This window comes from uncultured Chitinophaga sp. (genome assembly GCF_937874145.1).
Taxonomy (GTDB): domain Bacteria; phylum Bacteroidota; class Bacteroidia; order Chitinophagales; family Chitinophagaceae; genus Chitinophaga.
Genome location: NZ_CALNBI010000032.1, coordinates 1 through 16,892, shown reverse-complemented (window position 1 = coordinate 16,892; position 16,892 = coordinate 1). Strand labels below are relative to the sequence as shown.

Below are 16,892 nucleotides of genomic sequence, written 5' to 3'. Positions count from 1 at the left end.
AACAGGTTGCCGCCCTGCTCGATATAGCTGATGCTGGAAGTATAGGGATAAAAATTCCGCGCGATGGCCGGGGAATCGCCCAGGGAAGTTTCGTTCCGGAAATCATGCGTAACGGCATTCCAGGTAAAACCTTCCGACATGTTGATCTTCTGCGTTTTGTCTGTTGTGCCGATATACACGAAGTTGCGCGCCGCGCCGCCTGAGATATCGATAAACCGGCTCTGCCAGGTTTGAACGAAAAGCGGTTTGCCCGTCAGCGTGAAGGGTTTCCCGGTCACCGCATCCCGGACATACCCCGTCAGGTCGCGGTACACGCGCGGATAGCTGTGCAATTGGGTATTGATATCGTCTTCGTAGTAATCGAGCCGCGGCGGATTGGCGCCTTCATCATTCAGCACAAACCATCCCGCCAGTTTAAACGAGCCCGAGACCTTCATGTTCACCTGCCGGAATGCGGTGATCCCTGTCGATTTTTCCTGCACCTCGAATGCGAGCGTATAATTGCCGGTCCGCAGCGGCAGCACCGTGTCGAGGTTGCGGCGGCGGCTCACCACGCGGATGGTGGAGTCGCTCGTGCCGCCATGCTCGTAGGTGGTCCAGCGGTAATTGTATAATTCGGGGTCTTCTTTCCCCTGCATGGAGATATGGATTTCCGGGATAATGCGGACGGTATCCCCTATCCTGAATTCATAATCGCTGTTGATACCCTGGATGTCGACCACATTGGTTTCGACGTAATCGTAATTGCCGAGGTCTTTACGGCAACCCGCATGGCCCAGCGCCAGCGCGGCCAGCAACAAAGCGGTGATATATCTTGATGGCATTTTGTCGTTTTTAGGTGATGAACATCAGGCGTTTTTGCCCATGAGGATTTCTTTGCCGTTCTCGTCGCGCCGTGTCCTGCCTTCGAATTTTTCTTTAGACAGCCAGTATTTCATGTAACTGCCCCAGATTTGCAGGTAATCGAACGGGATCGGCTTGCCGAAGTGGTTCGGGTTGGTGAGGGCGCTGGGTTCCAGGTTCATGACCTCGATGATGAGCAGCACTTTTGCGCGGGAATATTCGCCCAGGTAATCGTTGGTATACTTGGCCAGGTTGCGCGCGGTTTCGGTCCACAGGTAAGGCTTGCCCTGCTTATTGTCGGCCATTACCACGTAATGCAGCAGGTCAACGGTATCGGTTGGTTTATACAAAAAAGGCAGCCGGGTGTTGAAATGCTCGTTGGTTTTGAGATCGAGGTCCAGCACCACGGAGTCCTGCAGCATGTCGTCCGTTCGTTTCAGGCGGATGCCGATGTAGCCGGTGCGCTGGCGGGCGGGTATGAAGAACACGCCGTTATTGATGAACTCATAATGCTGGCCGGCTTTCATGGACGACCCCGGGCGCACGCTCACCGTAAAATCACGTTGCGCGGAATCGAGCGGGCCCGTGGCTCTCACGGGAATCAGCACCACGGAATCAGTTACGGACGCGGGCGAATAGCCGAAGCCTACGAACAGGGTATCTTTCTGCATCTGCGTATCCTGCCGCGGGAAATAAATACTTCTGCCGTCCTTTTCCACGTCGAACGTTTCGATGTCCTGCTGTTTGCAACCGGCGGCGATGAGCAGTGCAGAGAGGAACACGGTTATATATCGTTGCATATGCGGTGTTTAAATTGTTATCGGGATGAAGTTTCAGACAATGGCTTCGGCAGCACGTATTTCTCCGGCACGATGGTAAACATGCCCGTGCTGGGATAGGCCACGTTGGGAGATATGACGGACGCGGCCTTCTTACGTTTGTAATAAAACCACATCTGCCCTTCCCCGAAAAATTCTTTTTGATATTCCTTCAGCAGCTGCGCTTCCAGCTGCGCGGGATCGGTGATGTCTACATCGAGGTAGCGGGCCCGGCGGACCATATTGAGATGTTCCAGCGCTTCCGCCGGATCTTCCGCCGTTTCGGCTACGATGTAGTACAATTCCGATTTCCGTACCAGTGCCGTCGTGAAGCGGAAAGCCTTGTCTTTGTCTTTCACATCCGCATACTTGAAGAAAGTCCGGAAAGCCGCGCCTGTACCCGGAATGGGCCAGCTGTAAATATAGCGGTAGTCGCGCTGGTTGGATTCATACGTGATGTCGATGAAAGGCGTTGGCCCGCCCGCGAGCAGCGAGGTATAATACAGCTCCGGACTGAACTGCGCGTTGTAAGACTCGTACAACTGGCTGTTAAACAGCGCGAAAAGTAACTCGGTGGAAAATATGCGGTCGGGATTGTCGGGCGAGCTGGCGATATTGTCGTGCAGCACCCACGGAAATACATCTTTCGCCTGTTCGATGCCTGCTTTCGCATACGCATAGGCCGCTGAGCGATTCCCCCGCCAGAGCGACGCCCTGGCCTTGAGCGCAGTCACCGCCACGAGGTTCATCCGGTAATGATGCAGTTTGGACGAGCCTTCTGTAAGAACGGCATCCCCGGCCAGCAGCGCTCCCGCTTCTTCCAGGTCCGCCAGCACTTTGTCCATGAACGCATTCGCCGCGATGTTTGGTTCCCCTTCCGGCTGAAGCTTCGTGTAATATGGAATAAGCGCCTTCACCGAATCCGGCGAATCATACACGGGCCCGAACAGCCGCAGCACATCGAGGTGCAACCATGCGCGCAGCCCCAGCGCCTGCCCGCGGAAACTGCGCAGCTCTTCGGCTTGCAACACGCCAGGAAACTTCTCCAGGCTGCTGAGGAAACGGTTCACATTGGCGATATGGCTGTAAAGCCCTTCCCACATCCTTCCTATCGACCCCTCCACGCCCGGATCGGCGTAGTTCAGCAGGCCGAATTGCGCCTTGAGATGGGTGGTCGACGAGCCGCTGGTATGATATCGCTGCGCGAACATCTCCAGCGTGCTGAGTGTCATCTGGTCGCCGTAGGTGGCGGCATTTGCCGATTTAATGTAAAGCCCGTTGAGCGCGTCCAGGAAGCCCTGTCGCGTGGAATACAGCTGGTCTTCCTTTAACCGGTCTTCCGGCTGAACGTCCAGCCATTTGTTGCACGACAGCAAAAAGACCGCCAGCAATAAGCTCGTAATATATTGGATGGATTTCATGTTTCGTTATTTGAAGTTGGCGGAAAGAGACAGTGAGAAAGATTTGCTGTACGGGTACTCCAGCCCCCGCTCCCGGCGGATGGTCGAAAACCGCAGGATGTCGTTCATGTAGGCCGACAGCCGCAGGTTCGATAAACGCAGCGTTTGCATCCAGGCCATATCCCTGAAGTCGTACGTCAGGTTCACGGATTCGAGCGAAAGCGTATTCTCCCGCTGCACAAACCGCGACGACATATACGTGGGATATGTTTCCACGTTCAACTCCAGCGAGCGGTAGCGGGCTACTTCGCCCACTTTTTTCCAGCGCTCGTACAACGCTCTGCGGTCCTGGTTTTTGGTGGACATTTCCCAGGAATCGATGTTCTCCACTTTTTCGAAAAGTGCGGAATTGAAGATGTCCTGCCCGTACAGGTAACGGAATGCGAAGTTGAAGGAAAGGCGCTTTAGCATGAGGCTCGAGCCAAACACCCCCTGTACCTGCGGACGGCTGTTGCCCACAATCACTTCCTCGCGGCGGTCGAATTGGTAACTGAGCGAGCCATCCCGGCGGATGAAGAGCTCATTGCCCGTAGCGGGATCAATGCCGGCGGATCGCACCGCCCAGATATCGCTGGGGTCGGCACCGTCGTAATACCGTTCCAGCTGGCGGTTGGACTGCATCTTTTCGTTCAGCGTCCGCAGCCTGGCGTCGAACTTGTCGTAGCGCATGGTGTTGTAAGCGCCGGTGAGGTTCAGGCTCCAGACGATATTGGATTTGGGCCGGTAGATGGGCGAATAGCGCACATTCCATTCCACGCCTTTGACTTCGAGGCTGCCGGCGTTCATGGCGAGGCCGGACAGGCCTGTGGAGGAAGGGATGTCTACCAGCACCACCAGCGGATCGGTGATTTTCCGGTAGATATTTCCCTGGAGGTTGAGGCGGTTGCCGAAGAAGGCGCCTTCCAGGATGCCGCTGTACTGGTCCGTGTTCTGCCACTGGAGGGATTCGTTGCCGAGGGTTTCAAGCGTCATTCCCGCACCCAGCTGGTTGTAATTCGGCAGATAGGAATAGGAAGTGAAGTTGGCGGAACCATCGAAGTTCTGGTTGCCGGTTACGCCGAGGTTGGCTTTGATGCGCAGCATATTGATCCAGGGAATCTGCTGGATGAATTTCTCCCGCTCCATATTCCAGCCTACGCCGATGGAGTAAAACGGCGAGTACATGTTTTTCTTGCCGAAAACGGTCGACCCGTCGTAAGTGGCGGAGGCGTCGACATTGAACCGCGTGTCATATGAATAGTTCACCGAAGCCAGCATGGAGTTGCGGCGCACGATATTGGTGAAAGAATATGGGCGCCCGTTTTCCTTGTAGCCGAAAGCAAAGCGGGCGGAACCGTTGCTGTTCGACGGAAATCCTTCCACTTCAAAACCTTCGCTGGTATTGCGCGTTTCGTTTACTTCAGTACGGAGGTTCCCCGTCAGGGTGCTCCTCCCGATCATTTTCACGTATGCGGTAGCCAGGTTGGCGGTATAGGAAAAGGTATTGCGGTCGCGGGAGTCGAGCGTTCCTTTCCGCAGGAAACTCACATCGTCAAACCGTGTGTTGAGCGGGGAAATGAAAGCCGCCTGTTCCTGGGAAACGGAACGCAGCTGCAGGCCGCCGGTTACGTTCAGGTCGCGGCTGACGTCGTAACGCAGTTGCAGGTTGTTGGTGATACCGAAATTTTTGGTGCGGTCGTAGCTGTTGAGGCTGGCATTGTACATCGGGTTGGAGATCGCGTAGCGGTCGGAGCCGGTTACACGGGGCATGAGGTATTTTTCGTCCTTGCTTTTAAATGGATAATAGGGCAGCGTGTTCACCCAGGTCGAGAAACTTCCGTAAGGCGATTCCTCCGACTTATAACCATCCCCGAACAGGTTGTTGCTGATGGTCACTTTTTTGGTGCGGTACATCAGGTTGAGGCGGCCGCTCCAGTTCTTGCGCCCGTTCCCTATCATGACGCCTTCTACGTTCCGGTATTCACCAGTAGCGGTATACGCCAGGTTGCCGCTCCCACCGGATACGCCGATCGAATGGCGTTGCGTGACGCCCGTGCGCAGGGGCTTGTTGAGCCAGTAGGTATTCACCCCGCTTTTGACATTGCGCAGCAGCACGTTGTACAGTGAGTCGTATAGCGGAATTTGAGAAGGCCAGTACGATGATTTGAACCTGCCCGCCAGCCGCTGGAATTCCAGCACTTCTTCGCTGTTCATCATATTATACCCGCTCAGTTCCGGCAACTCGAAAGTGGCGTCTGTCGTGTAATTCAGCGTGGTTTTTCCGCTTTCCGGCCGTAATGTTTCGATTACCACCACCCCGTTGGATGCGCGGGAACCGTAAATGGCGGTGGATGCGGCGTCTTTTAAAATGGTAATGGAAGCGATGCGGTTGATATCCAGGTCGATCACCTGCCGTAACGTGGTTTCGAAGCCATCGAGGATGAACAGCGGCTGGTTGGGGTCTGCATTGAACTCGCCCCGCAGCTGGTCCGTGGAAATACTGGTTTGCCCGCGCAGCTGGATAGTGGGCAGCACGTTGGGATTGGAGCCCTTCAGATTGTTTTCCATCAGCAGGAACGAGGGATCGAGGGTCCGTAAGCTGGAAATCACGTTCTGGTTATTTACCATTTTTAGCTCCTCGCCGGTAAACGACGCTACGGCGCCCGTAAAGGATTCTTTCCTCCGGGTAAGGATACCGGTGATCACCACGTCTTTGAGCGACTCCGTGGCCGGAGAAAGCACGAATACGAGGCTTCCGGAAGTACGCACGGTAAGCATGGCTGGTTTGTAGCCGATGGATGACACCTGCACCTCCGTGCCGGCGGCCGCTTTGATGTCGAAGTTGCCCTCGCCGTCGGAAATAACGCCGGAACGCTGCCCGCGGACGGAGACGGAAGCCCCCGGCACCGCGTCGCCCTTCTGATCCCGCACGTTCCCCCGCACTGTAATCAGCGTGTCCGCCACCGGCGTCGCCAGTTCAACGATCGTACGTGCGCGGATCAAAATGCCGTTCTCATCGATCCGGAATTCCATCGGTTTGCCTTCGAAACATTGCCGCAGCACATCGGCCACCGGCATGTCGCGGACATTGAGCGACACACGGCCCAGCTCTTCCAGCCTGACCGCATCCGCTACGAAAATATTGAGGCCCGTTTGCTGCTGGATGGCTCGGAACATCGATTTGACCGGTGCGCCCTTCAGCCGCAGCGTCACGGTTTGCCCGCGGCTGTCGGCCGATACCTGTAAAAATGCCGCCAGCAGAAAGATGCATGTTAGTTTCATGACTCTCAGCGCTTGGGATAATTGCATATATTTGCCTTGTTGTTAGGTGGATAAATAAAGGTTTCGTCGCCTTGTTTAACTGATACCGCAACGTTGGCTCCTGTTCCCGCAGGAGCTTTTTCGTTGCCGTCCGGATGGCGCAGGCACACTATGCCCGGGCCAGCCCTGCCGGCTAGCTGTCGTTCATGCTTTCAATAATTTAATTCGCCCGTAAAGCCGCGCCCGCAGCGCGATGCATTGCTTATCACGAGTTTTTGGTTGATAAATCCTGTTTGGTCGTTTTGTTTTTGGCCGATATTTATTTGTCTGATTGTACGTATAATCTCCGCCCTTCGATCCGGTACCGCACACCGCCGTCCTGCAATAATCGCAGCACGGCCGACAAGGTGGATTTGCGGGAAATGATGACGAAGAATTCCCGGCTGGAAACCTTCCCTTCATATACCACTTCTATGTCGTACCACCGTTCAAACTGCCGGAGAATCTCCTGCAGCGTGGCATTGTCGAAATAGAAGTTCCCTTCCTTCCACGCGATCGTTTCTTCGATATTGACTGCGGCCTGCTCCTGCAGGTCGTTTTTCGCGTATGCTGCGACAGACTGCCGTCCCGGTGCGAGCTCTACTGAATAGGCGTTCCGTTTCACCCTTACTTTCCCTTCCGTGAGCGTAGTCACCGACGCGTGTTCGTTGGCGTATGCGTTGATATTGAATTCCGTTCCCAGGGCTGTCACTTCCGTTCCGGCGGCTTCCACGCGGAAAGGCCGCGCCGCATCACGGTGTACGTCGAAATAGCCTTCCCCTTCCAGCTTCACGCGGCGTTCCTGTCCGCGGAAGGCGGTAGGATATCGGAGCGAAGAGCCGGCGTTGAGCCAGACAACCGTGCTGTCGGGCAGCAGGACTTTGAACTGCCGTCCACGGGGCGTTTGGAGCAGGTTGTAGGTAACTTCGCCGTTTTCTTCCGTATGATAAGCCAGCTGACCGGCATCCAGCGTCACGGTGGTGCCCTGCTGGCGGGCGATCAGGCCTGCGGCGGCGCTGTCGAGGGCTACCACGGTGCCGTCGCCGAGCGTCAAAACCGCGCCGGTTTGCCCGGGTTGGATATCCTGGTGTGCGGCAGTATGAGGGGCTTTTGCGGCGGGGCGCAGCAGGAAATATCCGCCTGTCGCTACCGCAATGAGCACTGCTGCTGCTGCGGCAGCACGGACCGGCCAGAGGTGGCGTACTTTGGCGGGCGACCGGAGAATATGGGCCAGCATTTGTCCCGCAACCTGCGGCGCGAGCGATTGGTCGGCATGCAGCAGCCGTTCGCCTTCCTGTGATATCAGGTCCGCCAGGGTGTCGTCGGGCTCCTGTGCGAGGAGTGCTGCCAGTTCGGTCCTTTCCGCCGCAGTGGCGGTTTTTTCGTAGTATTTGTGGAATAGTTCCTGTAACCTGTCCATAAGCTGCAAGCGCGCTTTACATATAGAAACAACCTGGTTGCGCGAAAAGGGGGAAGATTGTTTGCAGTTGGCTGAAAAAAAAATTTGTTACGGCAGGTGCCAGGCTTCCAGCAGGAGAATCAGCAAAGCCAGGCGCTGTTTAACATGTTTGGTGATCGATCTGACCGCCAGCTGGAGGTGAGTCTTGACGGATTCCCTGCCGATGCCCAGTTTTTCTGCTATCTCAGCGTATGAAAGGCGCTGGTGGCGGTGCAGGAGGTAGATTTCCTTTTGCCGGGCCGAGAGCGATTCGATGGCTTCGTCGAGCAGGGAGAGTTGCAGTTTGTTGGCGGGCTCGTCGTCGCCGAAGAGCGATTCCGCTCCTTCCCTTTCGAACCTGGCCTGGTTGTGGAGCCGGCGCATGAGGGATTTGAGCGCGTTGAGCGCGTGATTGCGGGAAACGGTCAGCAGGTATGCCTTGAAATGGCCGATGCCGGCCAGTGCTTCGCGGGTCATCCAGAGCTTGAGGAATACGTCCTGCACGGTTTCTTCCGCCAGCTCCCGCGACTCCGTGATGCGGTAAATATGAGTGGTGAGAAATGGCTGCCAGTGATGGAACAACGCGGAAAAGGCTGCCTCATCCCCCTGGGATACCCTAAGTAGCAGTTCGGGCTCGTTGTATGTGCTGATAACTGTCAACGGGCTAAAAATAGCAAAACTTCATGGCCGCGCAAATACGGAACGGAAAAGTTGCTGACAAGAAGAAAAAGGTGCGGGGAAACACGGTTGGAAAAAGTGTGACGGGCAAGAGAGTAGCGGGGTTGGAGAACCCCGCTTTTTCGTTAAACGGAAACCATGCTTATGAGAAAGCGTGAATTGCAGGGATGCAGATTTCACACTCTCTGAGCCAAATATTACACTTTTTTTTGAAAATTCATATTCAACTTTTGTGCTACCGCCTCACCTTTATATAAAACGTTGACGATCAACACTTCTCCAAACAGGCCCGTATTAGGTTTCATCGATTTTTTCTTTATTCCGAGCATTCCGGACATTTTTTCGATACTGGTCCCCGGTGCGCATACCACGATGGTTTTCCCTTCGTTTTTGGCCATCATCACGGCGAGGATATGCCGCATGCCGTCCTCATCCGTAGCGCTGGCATCGTAAAAATAAGCGACCTCCTGCCCTTTCGACCTGGCCAGGGGCTGCACCGTGGCTACCAGGCAGGGGCGGTAGGGCGCGTAAACCGCTTTAATATCCTCGTTTTCCAGGAAACGGACCAGCAGGTTGGCCTGGTCGTGGCCGGTGGCGGTGAGCTCGCCGTTGTCCTGCTCGGCGCAGTTCACGAAAATGACCGTGGTGGTCGCCCGGGGGATGTCACCCGCATCGGGTGTGCCGGCCCATAAAGCCAGCGTCATAAAAATGGTTGCAATCATGGCGGAAGATTTAAGTTTATGGAAAAGGGTTACATGCAAGTTTGTGATTTAGTGAACGAAATGTTAAACCGTGCTACGATTCCGGTTAAAATGAGAATCTTTGCGGCCTTTACGTCAGATATGGTAAAATTAGCCCGTTGGGACTGGTGCTGACGAGATAAGTGACTAACGGGGCGATAAATGGGGCGAATTGGCAGGGCTGGACAAGACGGGGTGGCAAAATTACCAAGTGAATGGCAGACCAATGGTCCGCCCGCAAAGCCACTCACCACATCCGGGTAGCTGTTGTAACGCATTTACCATATCTTTAACGAATTGCGGTATCTGAATTGCAAAACAATCTGGAAAATTTGAACAATACAATGAATAGCATCTGCAGAGCCCTGGCCGTTGGAGCAAGTGTAGCCATGTTGATTACCACCCAAGGATACGGACAAACCAAACCCTCCGTTCCCAAAAACTGGCAGTTGCTGAGTTATGAGGCCGACAGCGTTTACGGCATCGGCGTGGAAAAAGCATACCGCGAGCTGCTAAAAGGCAAAACCGGTAAAACAGTGATCGTAGCCGTGATCGATTCCGGCGTAGATACCACCCACGAAGACCTCCGCTCCATCCTCTGGCGCAACCCCAACGAGATCCCCGGCAACAACATCGACGACGACGGCAATGGTTATGTCGATGATATTTACGGCTGGAACTTCCTCGGCGCCAAAGACGGTTCTTCCGTAAAGGAAGATTCCGACGAGGCTACCCGTGAATTTTACCGCTACAAGCGCCTTTACGGCGATCCGGATTCGGCGCTTCAGCCCGGCACCAAAGAATACGCCTACTGGACGCGGCTGAAAGACCGCAGTCAGAAGCCTTCCACCCAGGCCAAAACCGACTATAAAATGATGCTCAAAGTACAGGAGAACCTCCTGAAATGCGAGAGCGTCCTCAGCGAATACCTTAAAACCAGCGACTTCACGAAAGAACAGCTCGATACCCTTCGCGGCGGGGATTCCGACGTGATGTTCGCCCGCGGCTTCGCCCTGCGCCTGCTCGGCAGCACCGGCGAAGAAGGGATGACTTACCAGGCCCTGAAAAACGACCTGGGAGAATACATCAAGGAACTGAAGAAGAAAGCGGAAGTTACCGGCGCAGAGCCCGTAGACAAACGCACCACCATCGTAGGCGATAACATCAACGACATCAACGACCGCTACTACGGCAACAACGACGTGCAGGGACAGTTCGCTTTCCACGGCACGCACGTTTCCGGTATCATCGGCGCGGTGCGCAACAATGACGCGGGTATGGACGGTGTAGCGGATAACGTGCGCATCATGACCGTAAAAGTGGTGCCCGAAGGTGACGAACGCGATAAAGACGTGGCGCTCGGCATCCGTTACGCGGTAGACAATGGCGCGCAGATCATCAACATGAGCTTCGGTAAAGGCTTCTCTCCCCAGAAACAATGGGTGGATGACGCTATCCGTTATGCACAGGAGAAAGGCGTGCTGCTGGTACATGCTGCGGGCAACGACGGCGCCAACAACGACGAAACAGAGAACTATCCGAAAGATACTTTCGAAGACGGTAAAGAAGCCGATAACATGATCACGGTAGGCGCTTCCAGCAACGGGCGCGTTGGCAGCAAGATCGCGGGCTTCAGCAACTACGGCAAGAAGGAAGTGGATGTATTCGCTCCCGGCGTGCAAATTTACTCCACCGTTCCCGGCGGCGACAAATACGGCAGCGCCAGCGGTACTTCCATGGCCTCGCCCGTGGTAGCCGGCCTCGCAGCCATGATCCTCTCCTACTACCCGGACCTTAGCGCCCGCCAGTTGAAGCAGATCATCGAGAAATCCGCCACGCCCCTGCCCGATGGCCAGAAAGTGAACAAACCGGGCGCTAAAGACGAAGAGATCGATTTCTCCGAGCTTTCCAAATCCGGCGGCATGGTGAACGCTTATGAAGCCCTCAGGCTCGCGGCCAAAACCAAAGGGGAAAACGTAAAGAAGAATAAAGGTAAGGTGAACCTGAAGAAAGACTAGTTCCGAAAAGCACCGCTACGATAAAAAGCACATGGCGCTGAAAGCAATTTTCAGCGCCATGTGCTTTTTATTTGCAGAATGTAAGCCAACATTAATAGTTTTTTAACATTATCGCAGATTTCTTTCTTTCATGTCGTGATTTCTACTATTTTGTTTTCGTTGTATGATCGCTACACGTAATCCCGTTTACGTAGCATTGTTTGGAATATTCGATATCCTATTATTGTTCACGTTATTTGTAAAACCAGAAAAAACCAGTTTCAGTTAGATTCCTTTACATGGCACTGTTGCAGTGAATTGCATTTGTAGCGATATGGCAGCGTTGTGCCCACACTTTACCTGAGCAGTACTTCTTTCCATCAAAAATTACCCGACAGGGACTAAAATCCGGTGCTTCGCACGCGGAACAGGAGTCATTTTGCCATAATCGTCGTTTAAACCAGCGTACTCAACCAATATCAATAATTACAATCGATTGAACCCAATTTCCTGGAACTTAAACACCCGTTGCAAATGAACAAACTATTACCATGCACGGCATTCCCGCGGATGCTGCTCTTGCTATGCCTGGTCTGGGCACAGCAGTCTTTTGGCCAACAGACGATCCCCGTCATTGGTACCGTTACAGATAATACCGGTCTCCCGCTCCCCGGCGTCAGCGTGATCGTTATCGGCACGAAATCCGGCACCGCCACCGACCAGAACGGTAAATTCGTGCTGGACGTGGCCTCCGGCGCATTCCTGACCTTCAAATTCGTCGGCTACACCGGCGATACCGTGAAAGTGACCGATCAGAACCGTGTGCTGAACATCCGGCTGAGGGCTGTTGAAACACAGCTTTCCGATGTGGTAGTGACGGCATTCGGTAAAAAACAGATCAAAGAATCCGTTGTTGGTTCTGTGGCTACCATCAAGCCGGAAAATCTGCGGACGGCAGGCAGCAACCTCACAAACGCGCTGGCGGGCCAGGTGGCGGGCGTTATCGGCTTCCAGTCGAGCGGGCAGCCAGGCCTGGATAATTCCAACTTCTTTATCCGGGGCGTTACCACGTTTGGTTACCGGCAAAACCCGCTCATCCTGATCGATAACGTGGAACTTGAAGCCAACGACCTCGCGCGGCTGCAGGTAAACGACATCGCAAGCTTTTCCATTCTTAAGGATGCGAGCGCTACGGCACTGTACGGCGCAAGAGGCGCAAACGGCGTAATCATCGTCACCACGAAGGAAGGCAAGGCCGGCAAGGCTAAATTGAGCGTCATCCTTGAAAATGCCATCACCCAACCCACCAAAACCATCAAGCTGGCAGACCCGGTCACGTACATGAAACTCTACAACGAAGCCAGCACCACCAGGGACCCGCTCTCCCCCATCGTTTTCGACGCCGATAAGATTTATAACACCGAGCGTACGCTCAACAAGGCGGAAGGCAGCAATCCATTTGTATATCCGGCTGTGGACTGGATGGACATGCTGTTCAAGAAATCCGCCAGCACGCAGAAAGCCAACGTCAGCGTCAGCGGCGGCAGCGATGTGGCGCGGTATGCGGTCTTCGGTTCTTTCAGCAACGACAACGGTATGCTGAAACGGAACGTCGCCAACAATTTTAATAACAACGTCAACTTCAAAAACTACCAGCTGCGTACCAACGTCAATATAAACCTCACGAAATCGACTGAAATGGTCATCCGGTTGTGGGGCAATTTCAATGACTACAACGGCCCGATCACCAACAGCGCGTCGTTTTCGTCAGATCTCTACAGCGCGGCGATGCATACGAGCCCGGTGCTGTTCCCGGCTTTTTTTGAGCCGGATTCCGCCAACCAGCTGACGCAGCATATTCTCTTCGGGAATTCCAGCATGGCGGGCAGTTCCACCGGCGGCGTCGGGTATTCCAACCCCTACGCGCAAATGCTCAGGGGGTACAAGCGGTTCGCGGAGTCGCGGATGTCGGCCACGCTGGAACTGCACCAGGACCTGGATTTCATTACGCCCGGCCTGAAAGCGCACGGTTTCTTCAATACCAACCGCTATTCTTATTTCGATAACTCGATGGCGTATAATCCGTTTTACTATACGGTGCAGCCGCAAAATTATGACCGGGCTAATAACCGGTACACGCTCACCTGGCTGAATTCCCTGCCCGGAGGCACCTTCCAGGGAAGCCCCGGCTCCGGGAACAATAGCGCCGCCACCGAGTACCTCGTGTATTCACCGGGGAATAAAGACGCGAATACGTACCTCCGCTTCCAGGCGCAACTGGAATATGCCAAGCAGCTGGGCGATCACAACATCTCCAGTTCGCTCATCGGGTTCAGGGAGCAACGGCTGGTGGCCAATGGCGTCGATCCGGTGACGCAACAGCCTAGTTTGCAATATTCCCTGCCCTACAGGAACCTCAACCTCGCGGGGCGTTTGGCCTACAATTATTCCAACCGGTATTTCGCGGAGTTTAACTTCGGTTATAATGGTTCTGAAAGGTTTTCGGAGAACAACCGGTTTGGCTTCTTCCCGACTATCGGCGCATCCTGGATGGTGTCGCGGGAAAGATTCTGGACGGATAGGATGATGGATTTTGTAAGCTCCCTGAAGCTCCGCGCCAGCTACGGATTGTCGGGCAACGACGATATCGGCCGCCAGCGTTTCTTCTACTTGTCGGATGTGAACCTGACCGGCGGTAATGGGGCTAATTTCGGGTTGAATAACGGGTACGGCCGCCCGGGCGTTACGATCCGGAACTACGAGAACCGGGATGTGACCTGGGAAACGGCGGAAATTCTCAATACCGGGCTTGAAGTGTCGTTCCTGAAGGGTTTCGACCTGATCGCGGAATACTTCACGCAGCACCGACGCAACATCCTGATGAGCAGGAATATCCCGTCCAGCATGGGCCTGGAGGCGCCGATACTCACGAACGTGGGCACCGTGAAAGTGAAAGGGCTCGACCTCACCCTCAATTACAACCGCGATTTCAGCCGCGATTTCAGGGCGCAGCTCATGTCGAACTTCACGTATTCCAACAGCGCCTACGGCACTTACGAAGAACCCCAATATGCAGAGCGCTGGCGGTATGTATCGGGCACCATGCTCGGGCAGCAGCGCGGATACATCGCGGAGCGGCTTTTTGTGGATGATAAGGAAGTAGCGGCTTCGCCTTCGCAGATCTTTGGCGGCAACCCTGTCAGGGGCGGCGATATCAAGTACCGCGATCTCAACGGCGACGGCCGTATCACGGTGGCCGACCAGGCGCCTATCGGCCTGCCGACCATTCCGCAGATCATGTATGGATTCGGTTTTTCGGTGAACTACAAAGGCCTCGAGATGAGCGCCAGGTTCCAGGGGCAGACGCGCGTTTCGTTCTTCATTGATCCCCGGTCCGTCAGCCCGTTCGTTATCCCTCCCAGCCCGCAGATCCAGAGCCAGTCGCAGGTACTGCAGGCATTCGCCGACGATCACTGGTCGGAAGAGAACCAGAACCTCTACGCCTTATACCCCCGCCTGGGCGTGAGCGCACAATCCATCGAAAACAATCTCCAGCCCAGCACCTGGTGGATGCGCGACGGCAGCTTCCTGCGGCTGAAAAGCGCGGAAATAGGCTATGTGCTGCCCATGAACATCGTGAGCCGCATCGGGTTGAAATATTGCCGCCTGTATGTCAACGGCATGAACCTGTTCAACATCTCCAAATTCGATCTGTGGGACCCGGAACAGGGCGGCAACGGATTCAACTATCCCCTGCAGCGCGCATATAACCTGGGTATCAACGTGAACTTATAAACCATGTCAACAATGCAATACATCTTTCCATATAAAAACATAAAAACGCTCTGCCGGCTCGCGCTGGGATTGACGTTGCTGGCCGCCCCCGGGTGCAAGCAATACCTCGACGTAACGCCCGAGAACGTAGGCACCATCGACTACGCCTTCCGCAACCGCAATGAAGCGGAGAATTATCTTTTCGCCTGCTACGGCACCCTGCAGGGCATGAGCAACGTGATCTACGACCCGGGGTTCACGACTTCGGCGGAGATCGTATACCCGAACGATTTGTCGGAACGACCGATCAACGACATTGGCTTCCAGCTCATCCGCGGCAATACGCAGAATATCTCCAACCCGGTGCTGAATTACTGGGACGGCACCAACAGCGGGCTGAACATTTTCCAGGCGATCCGCCGCTGTAATATCATGCTGGAAAACATCGACAAGCCTATCGATCTAACGCCGGGTGAGAAGGCCCGCTGGATCGCCGAAGTCAAATTCCTGAAAGGATACTATCACTATTTCCTGGCGCGGATCTACGGCCCCGTTCCGATTTATAAGGAGAACCAGAGCATCACGGCGCCGATCGAGGAGATCAGGGTGAAAAGGCAGCCGGTGGATTCCGTTTTTGCTTACGCTGTGCAGATGATGGACGAAGCCATGCCGGAACTGCCCGTGCAGATCAGCAATACGCCCCAGGAACTGGGCCGGATCACGAAACTGATCGCCATGTCCGTGAAAGCGGAAATCCTCGCCACGCAGGCCAGTCCGCTCTACAACGGCAACCCCGATTACGCCAATTTCAAGAACAAAGACGGCCAGGCGCTGTTTTCCGCCACCGCCGACCCGTCCAAATGGAGCAAAGCGGCCGAAGCCTGCAAGGCAGCGATCGAAGAGGCGGCTACGCTTAACATGAAACTTTACACTTTCATCCAGCCTGCGAATCTGCCCAATATCAATGATTCCCTGCGCCGGGTGCTCACCATCCAGAATGCGGTGACGGAGAAATGGGACCTGAACGCGGAGGTGATATGGGCGCTGAACGGCAACTTCGGTTACCAGTCTTATTGCATCCCCCGGCTGACCTCACTCGCGGTCCAAAACTCGACCGCGGCCCCGAGCAGCTTCACCGTGCCGCTGTTTACGACAGATTTGTTTTATTCCGATAACGGCGTACCCATCGACGAAGACAAAACCTGGGATTATTCCGGCCGTTTCGAGTTGAAGGCGGGCGACAATCCCAACCGGTATTACATTAAGTCGGGTTATACCACCATCAAAAACAATTTCCGGCGCGAGGCGCGTTACTACGCGAACATCGGCTTCGATGGCGGCGTTTGGTACGGCAACGGCGTAACCGATCCCAACAATCCCCTGCACATCGAAGCGAAAGGCCCTACCTCCAAAGCAGGCCCGAAAGACCGGGTGCGGATCAACATGCTGGCCATCTGGCCGAAAAAACTGGCCAATTACCTCACTGTTTTCAATGAAGGCGTGCAGCAGACATCGTTCCGCCTGCCCCGTATCCGGCTGGCCGACCTGTACCTGCTGTATGCGGAATGTTTGAACGAAGCCAGCGGGCCTTCCGCGGAGGTGTACCAATACATCGACCTGGTGAGGGAGAGAGCGGGACTGAAAGGCGTCGTTGAATCCTGGGCGCAGGCCAGCAGCCAGCCGAACAAACCGGCTTCCAAAGACGGCCTCCGGGAAATCATCCATCGCGAACGGCGCGTGGAGCTTTGCTTCGAAGGGAAGGCCGGCTGGGACCTCCGCCGGTGGAAGGAAATGCTCACGGTGCTTTCGGCCCCCGTGCAAGGCTGGAGCATTTTCCAGAGCGGCAACGCCAATTTCTACACGCT

At 54.9% G+C, this 16,892-nt stretch carries 10 protein-coding genes; 3 read left to right on the top strand and 7 right to left on the bottom strand.

All coding sequences use genetic code 11. The annotated features are described in order from the left end of the window. From Q0510_RS01375 to Q0510_RS01345, 7 genes are all read right to left on the bottom strand, one after another. The coding region (locus Q0510_RS01375; protein ID WP_298707543.1) for a PKD-like family lipoprotein at nt 1–824 on the bottom strand (824 nt) is incomplete at its 3' end. Nucleotides 825–848: 24 nt separating this feature from the next. Further along, on the bottom strand, nt 849–1,643 hold the full coding sequence (locus Q0510_RS01370) for a DUF4843 domain-containing protein (protein ID WP_298707541.1): 795 nt from the start codon (nt 1,641–1,643) through the stop codon (nt 849–851). Nucleotides 1,644–1,660: 17 nt separating this feature from the next. Further along, the gene (locus Q0510_RS01365) at nt 1,661–3,082 is read right to left on the bottom strand and encodes a RagB/SusD family nutrient uptake outer membrane protein (RefSeq protein ID WP_298707539.1); all 1,422 of its coding nucleotides are present in this window, start codon (nt 3,080–3,082) and stop codon (nt 1,661–1,663) included. Between the two features lie 6 nt (nt 3,083–3,088). Continuing rightward, nucleotides 3,089–6,382: a SusC/RagA family TonB-linked outer membrane protein gene (locus Q0510_RS01360; protein WP_298707537.1), complete on the bottom strand. Its 3,294-nt coding sequence runs from the start codon at nt 6,380–6,382 to the stop codon at nt 3,089–3,091. Nucleotides 6,383–6,680: 298 nt separating this feature from the next. After that, complete coding sequence (locus Q0510_RS01355; protein WP_298707535.1) at nt 6,681–7,820, bottom strand: FecR family protein; 1,140 nt, start codon at nt 7,818–7,820, stop codon at nt 6,681–6,683. An 87-nt stretch (nt 7,821–7,907) separates the two neighbouring features. Next, the gene (locus tag Q0510_RS01350; protein WP_298707533.1) at nt 7,908–8,498 is read right to left on the bottom strand and encodes a sigma-70 family RNA polymerase sigma factor; all 591 of its coding nucleotides are present in this window, start codon (nt 8,496–8,498) and stop codon (nt 7,908–7,910) included. Nucleotides 8,499–8,713: 215 nt separating this feature from the next. Further along, nucleotides 8,714–9,238: a hypothetical protein gene (locus Q0510_RS01345; RefSeq protein WP_298707531.1), complete on the bottom strand. Its 525-nt coding sequence runs from the start codon at nt 9,236–9,238 to the stop codon at nt 8,714–8,716. Between the two features lie 362 nt (nt 9,239–9,600). On the opposite strand from Q0510_RS01345, the gene Q0510_RS01340 reads away from it, so the two are divergent. The 3 genes from Q0510_RS01340 to Q0510_RS01330 all read left to right on the top strand — a co-directional run. Next, the gene (locus Q0510_RS01340) at nt 9,601–11,274 is read left to right on the top strand and encodes a S8 family peptidase (RefSeq protein ID WP_298707529.1); all 1,674 of its coding nucleotides are present in this window, start codon (nt 9,601–9,603) and stop codon (nt 11,272–11,274) included. 513 nt (nt 11,275–11,787) lie between these two features. Then, entirely contained in the window at nt 11,788–15,048 is a 3,261-nt protein-coding gene (locus tag Q0510_RS01335) for a TonB-dependent receptor (RefSeq protein WP_298707527.1), read from the top strand. A 12-nt stretch (nt 15,049–15,060) separates the two neighbouring features. Then, the coding region (locus Q0510_RS01330; RefSeq protein WP_298707525.1) for a RagB/SusD family nutrient uptake outer membrane protein at nt 15,061–16,892 on the top strand (1,832 nt) is incomplete at its 3' end.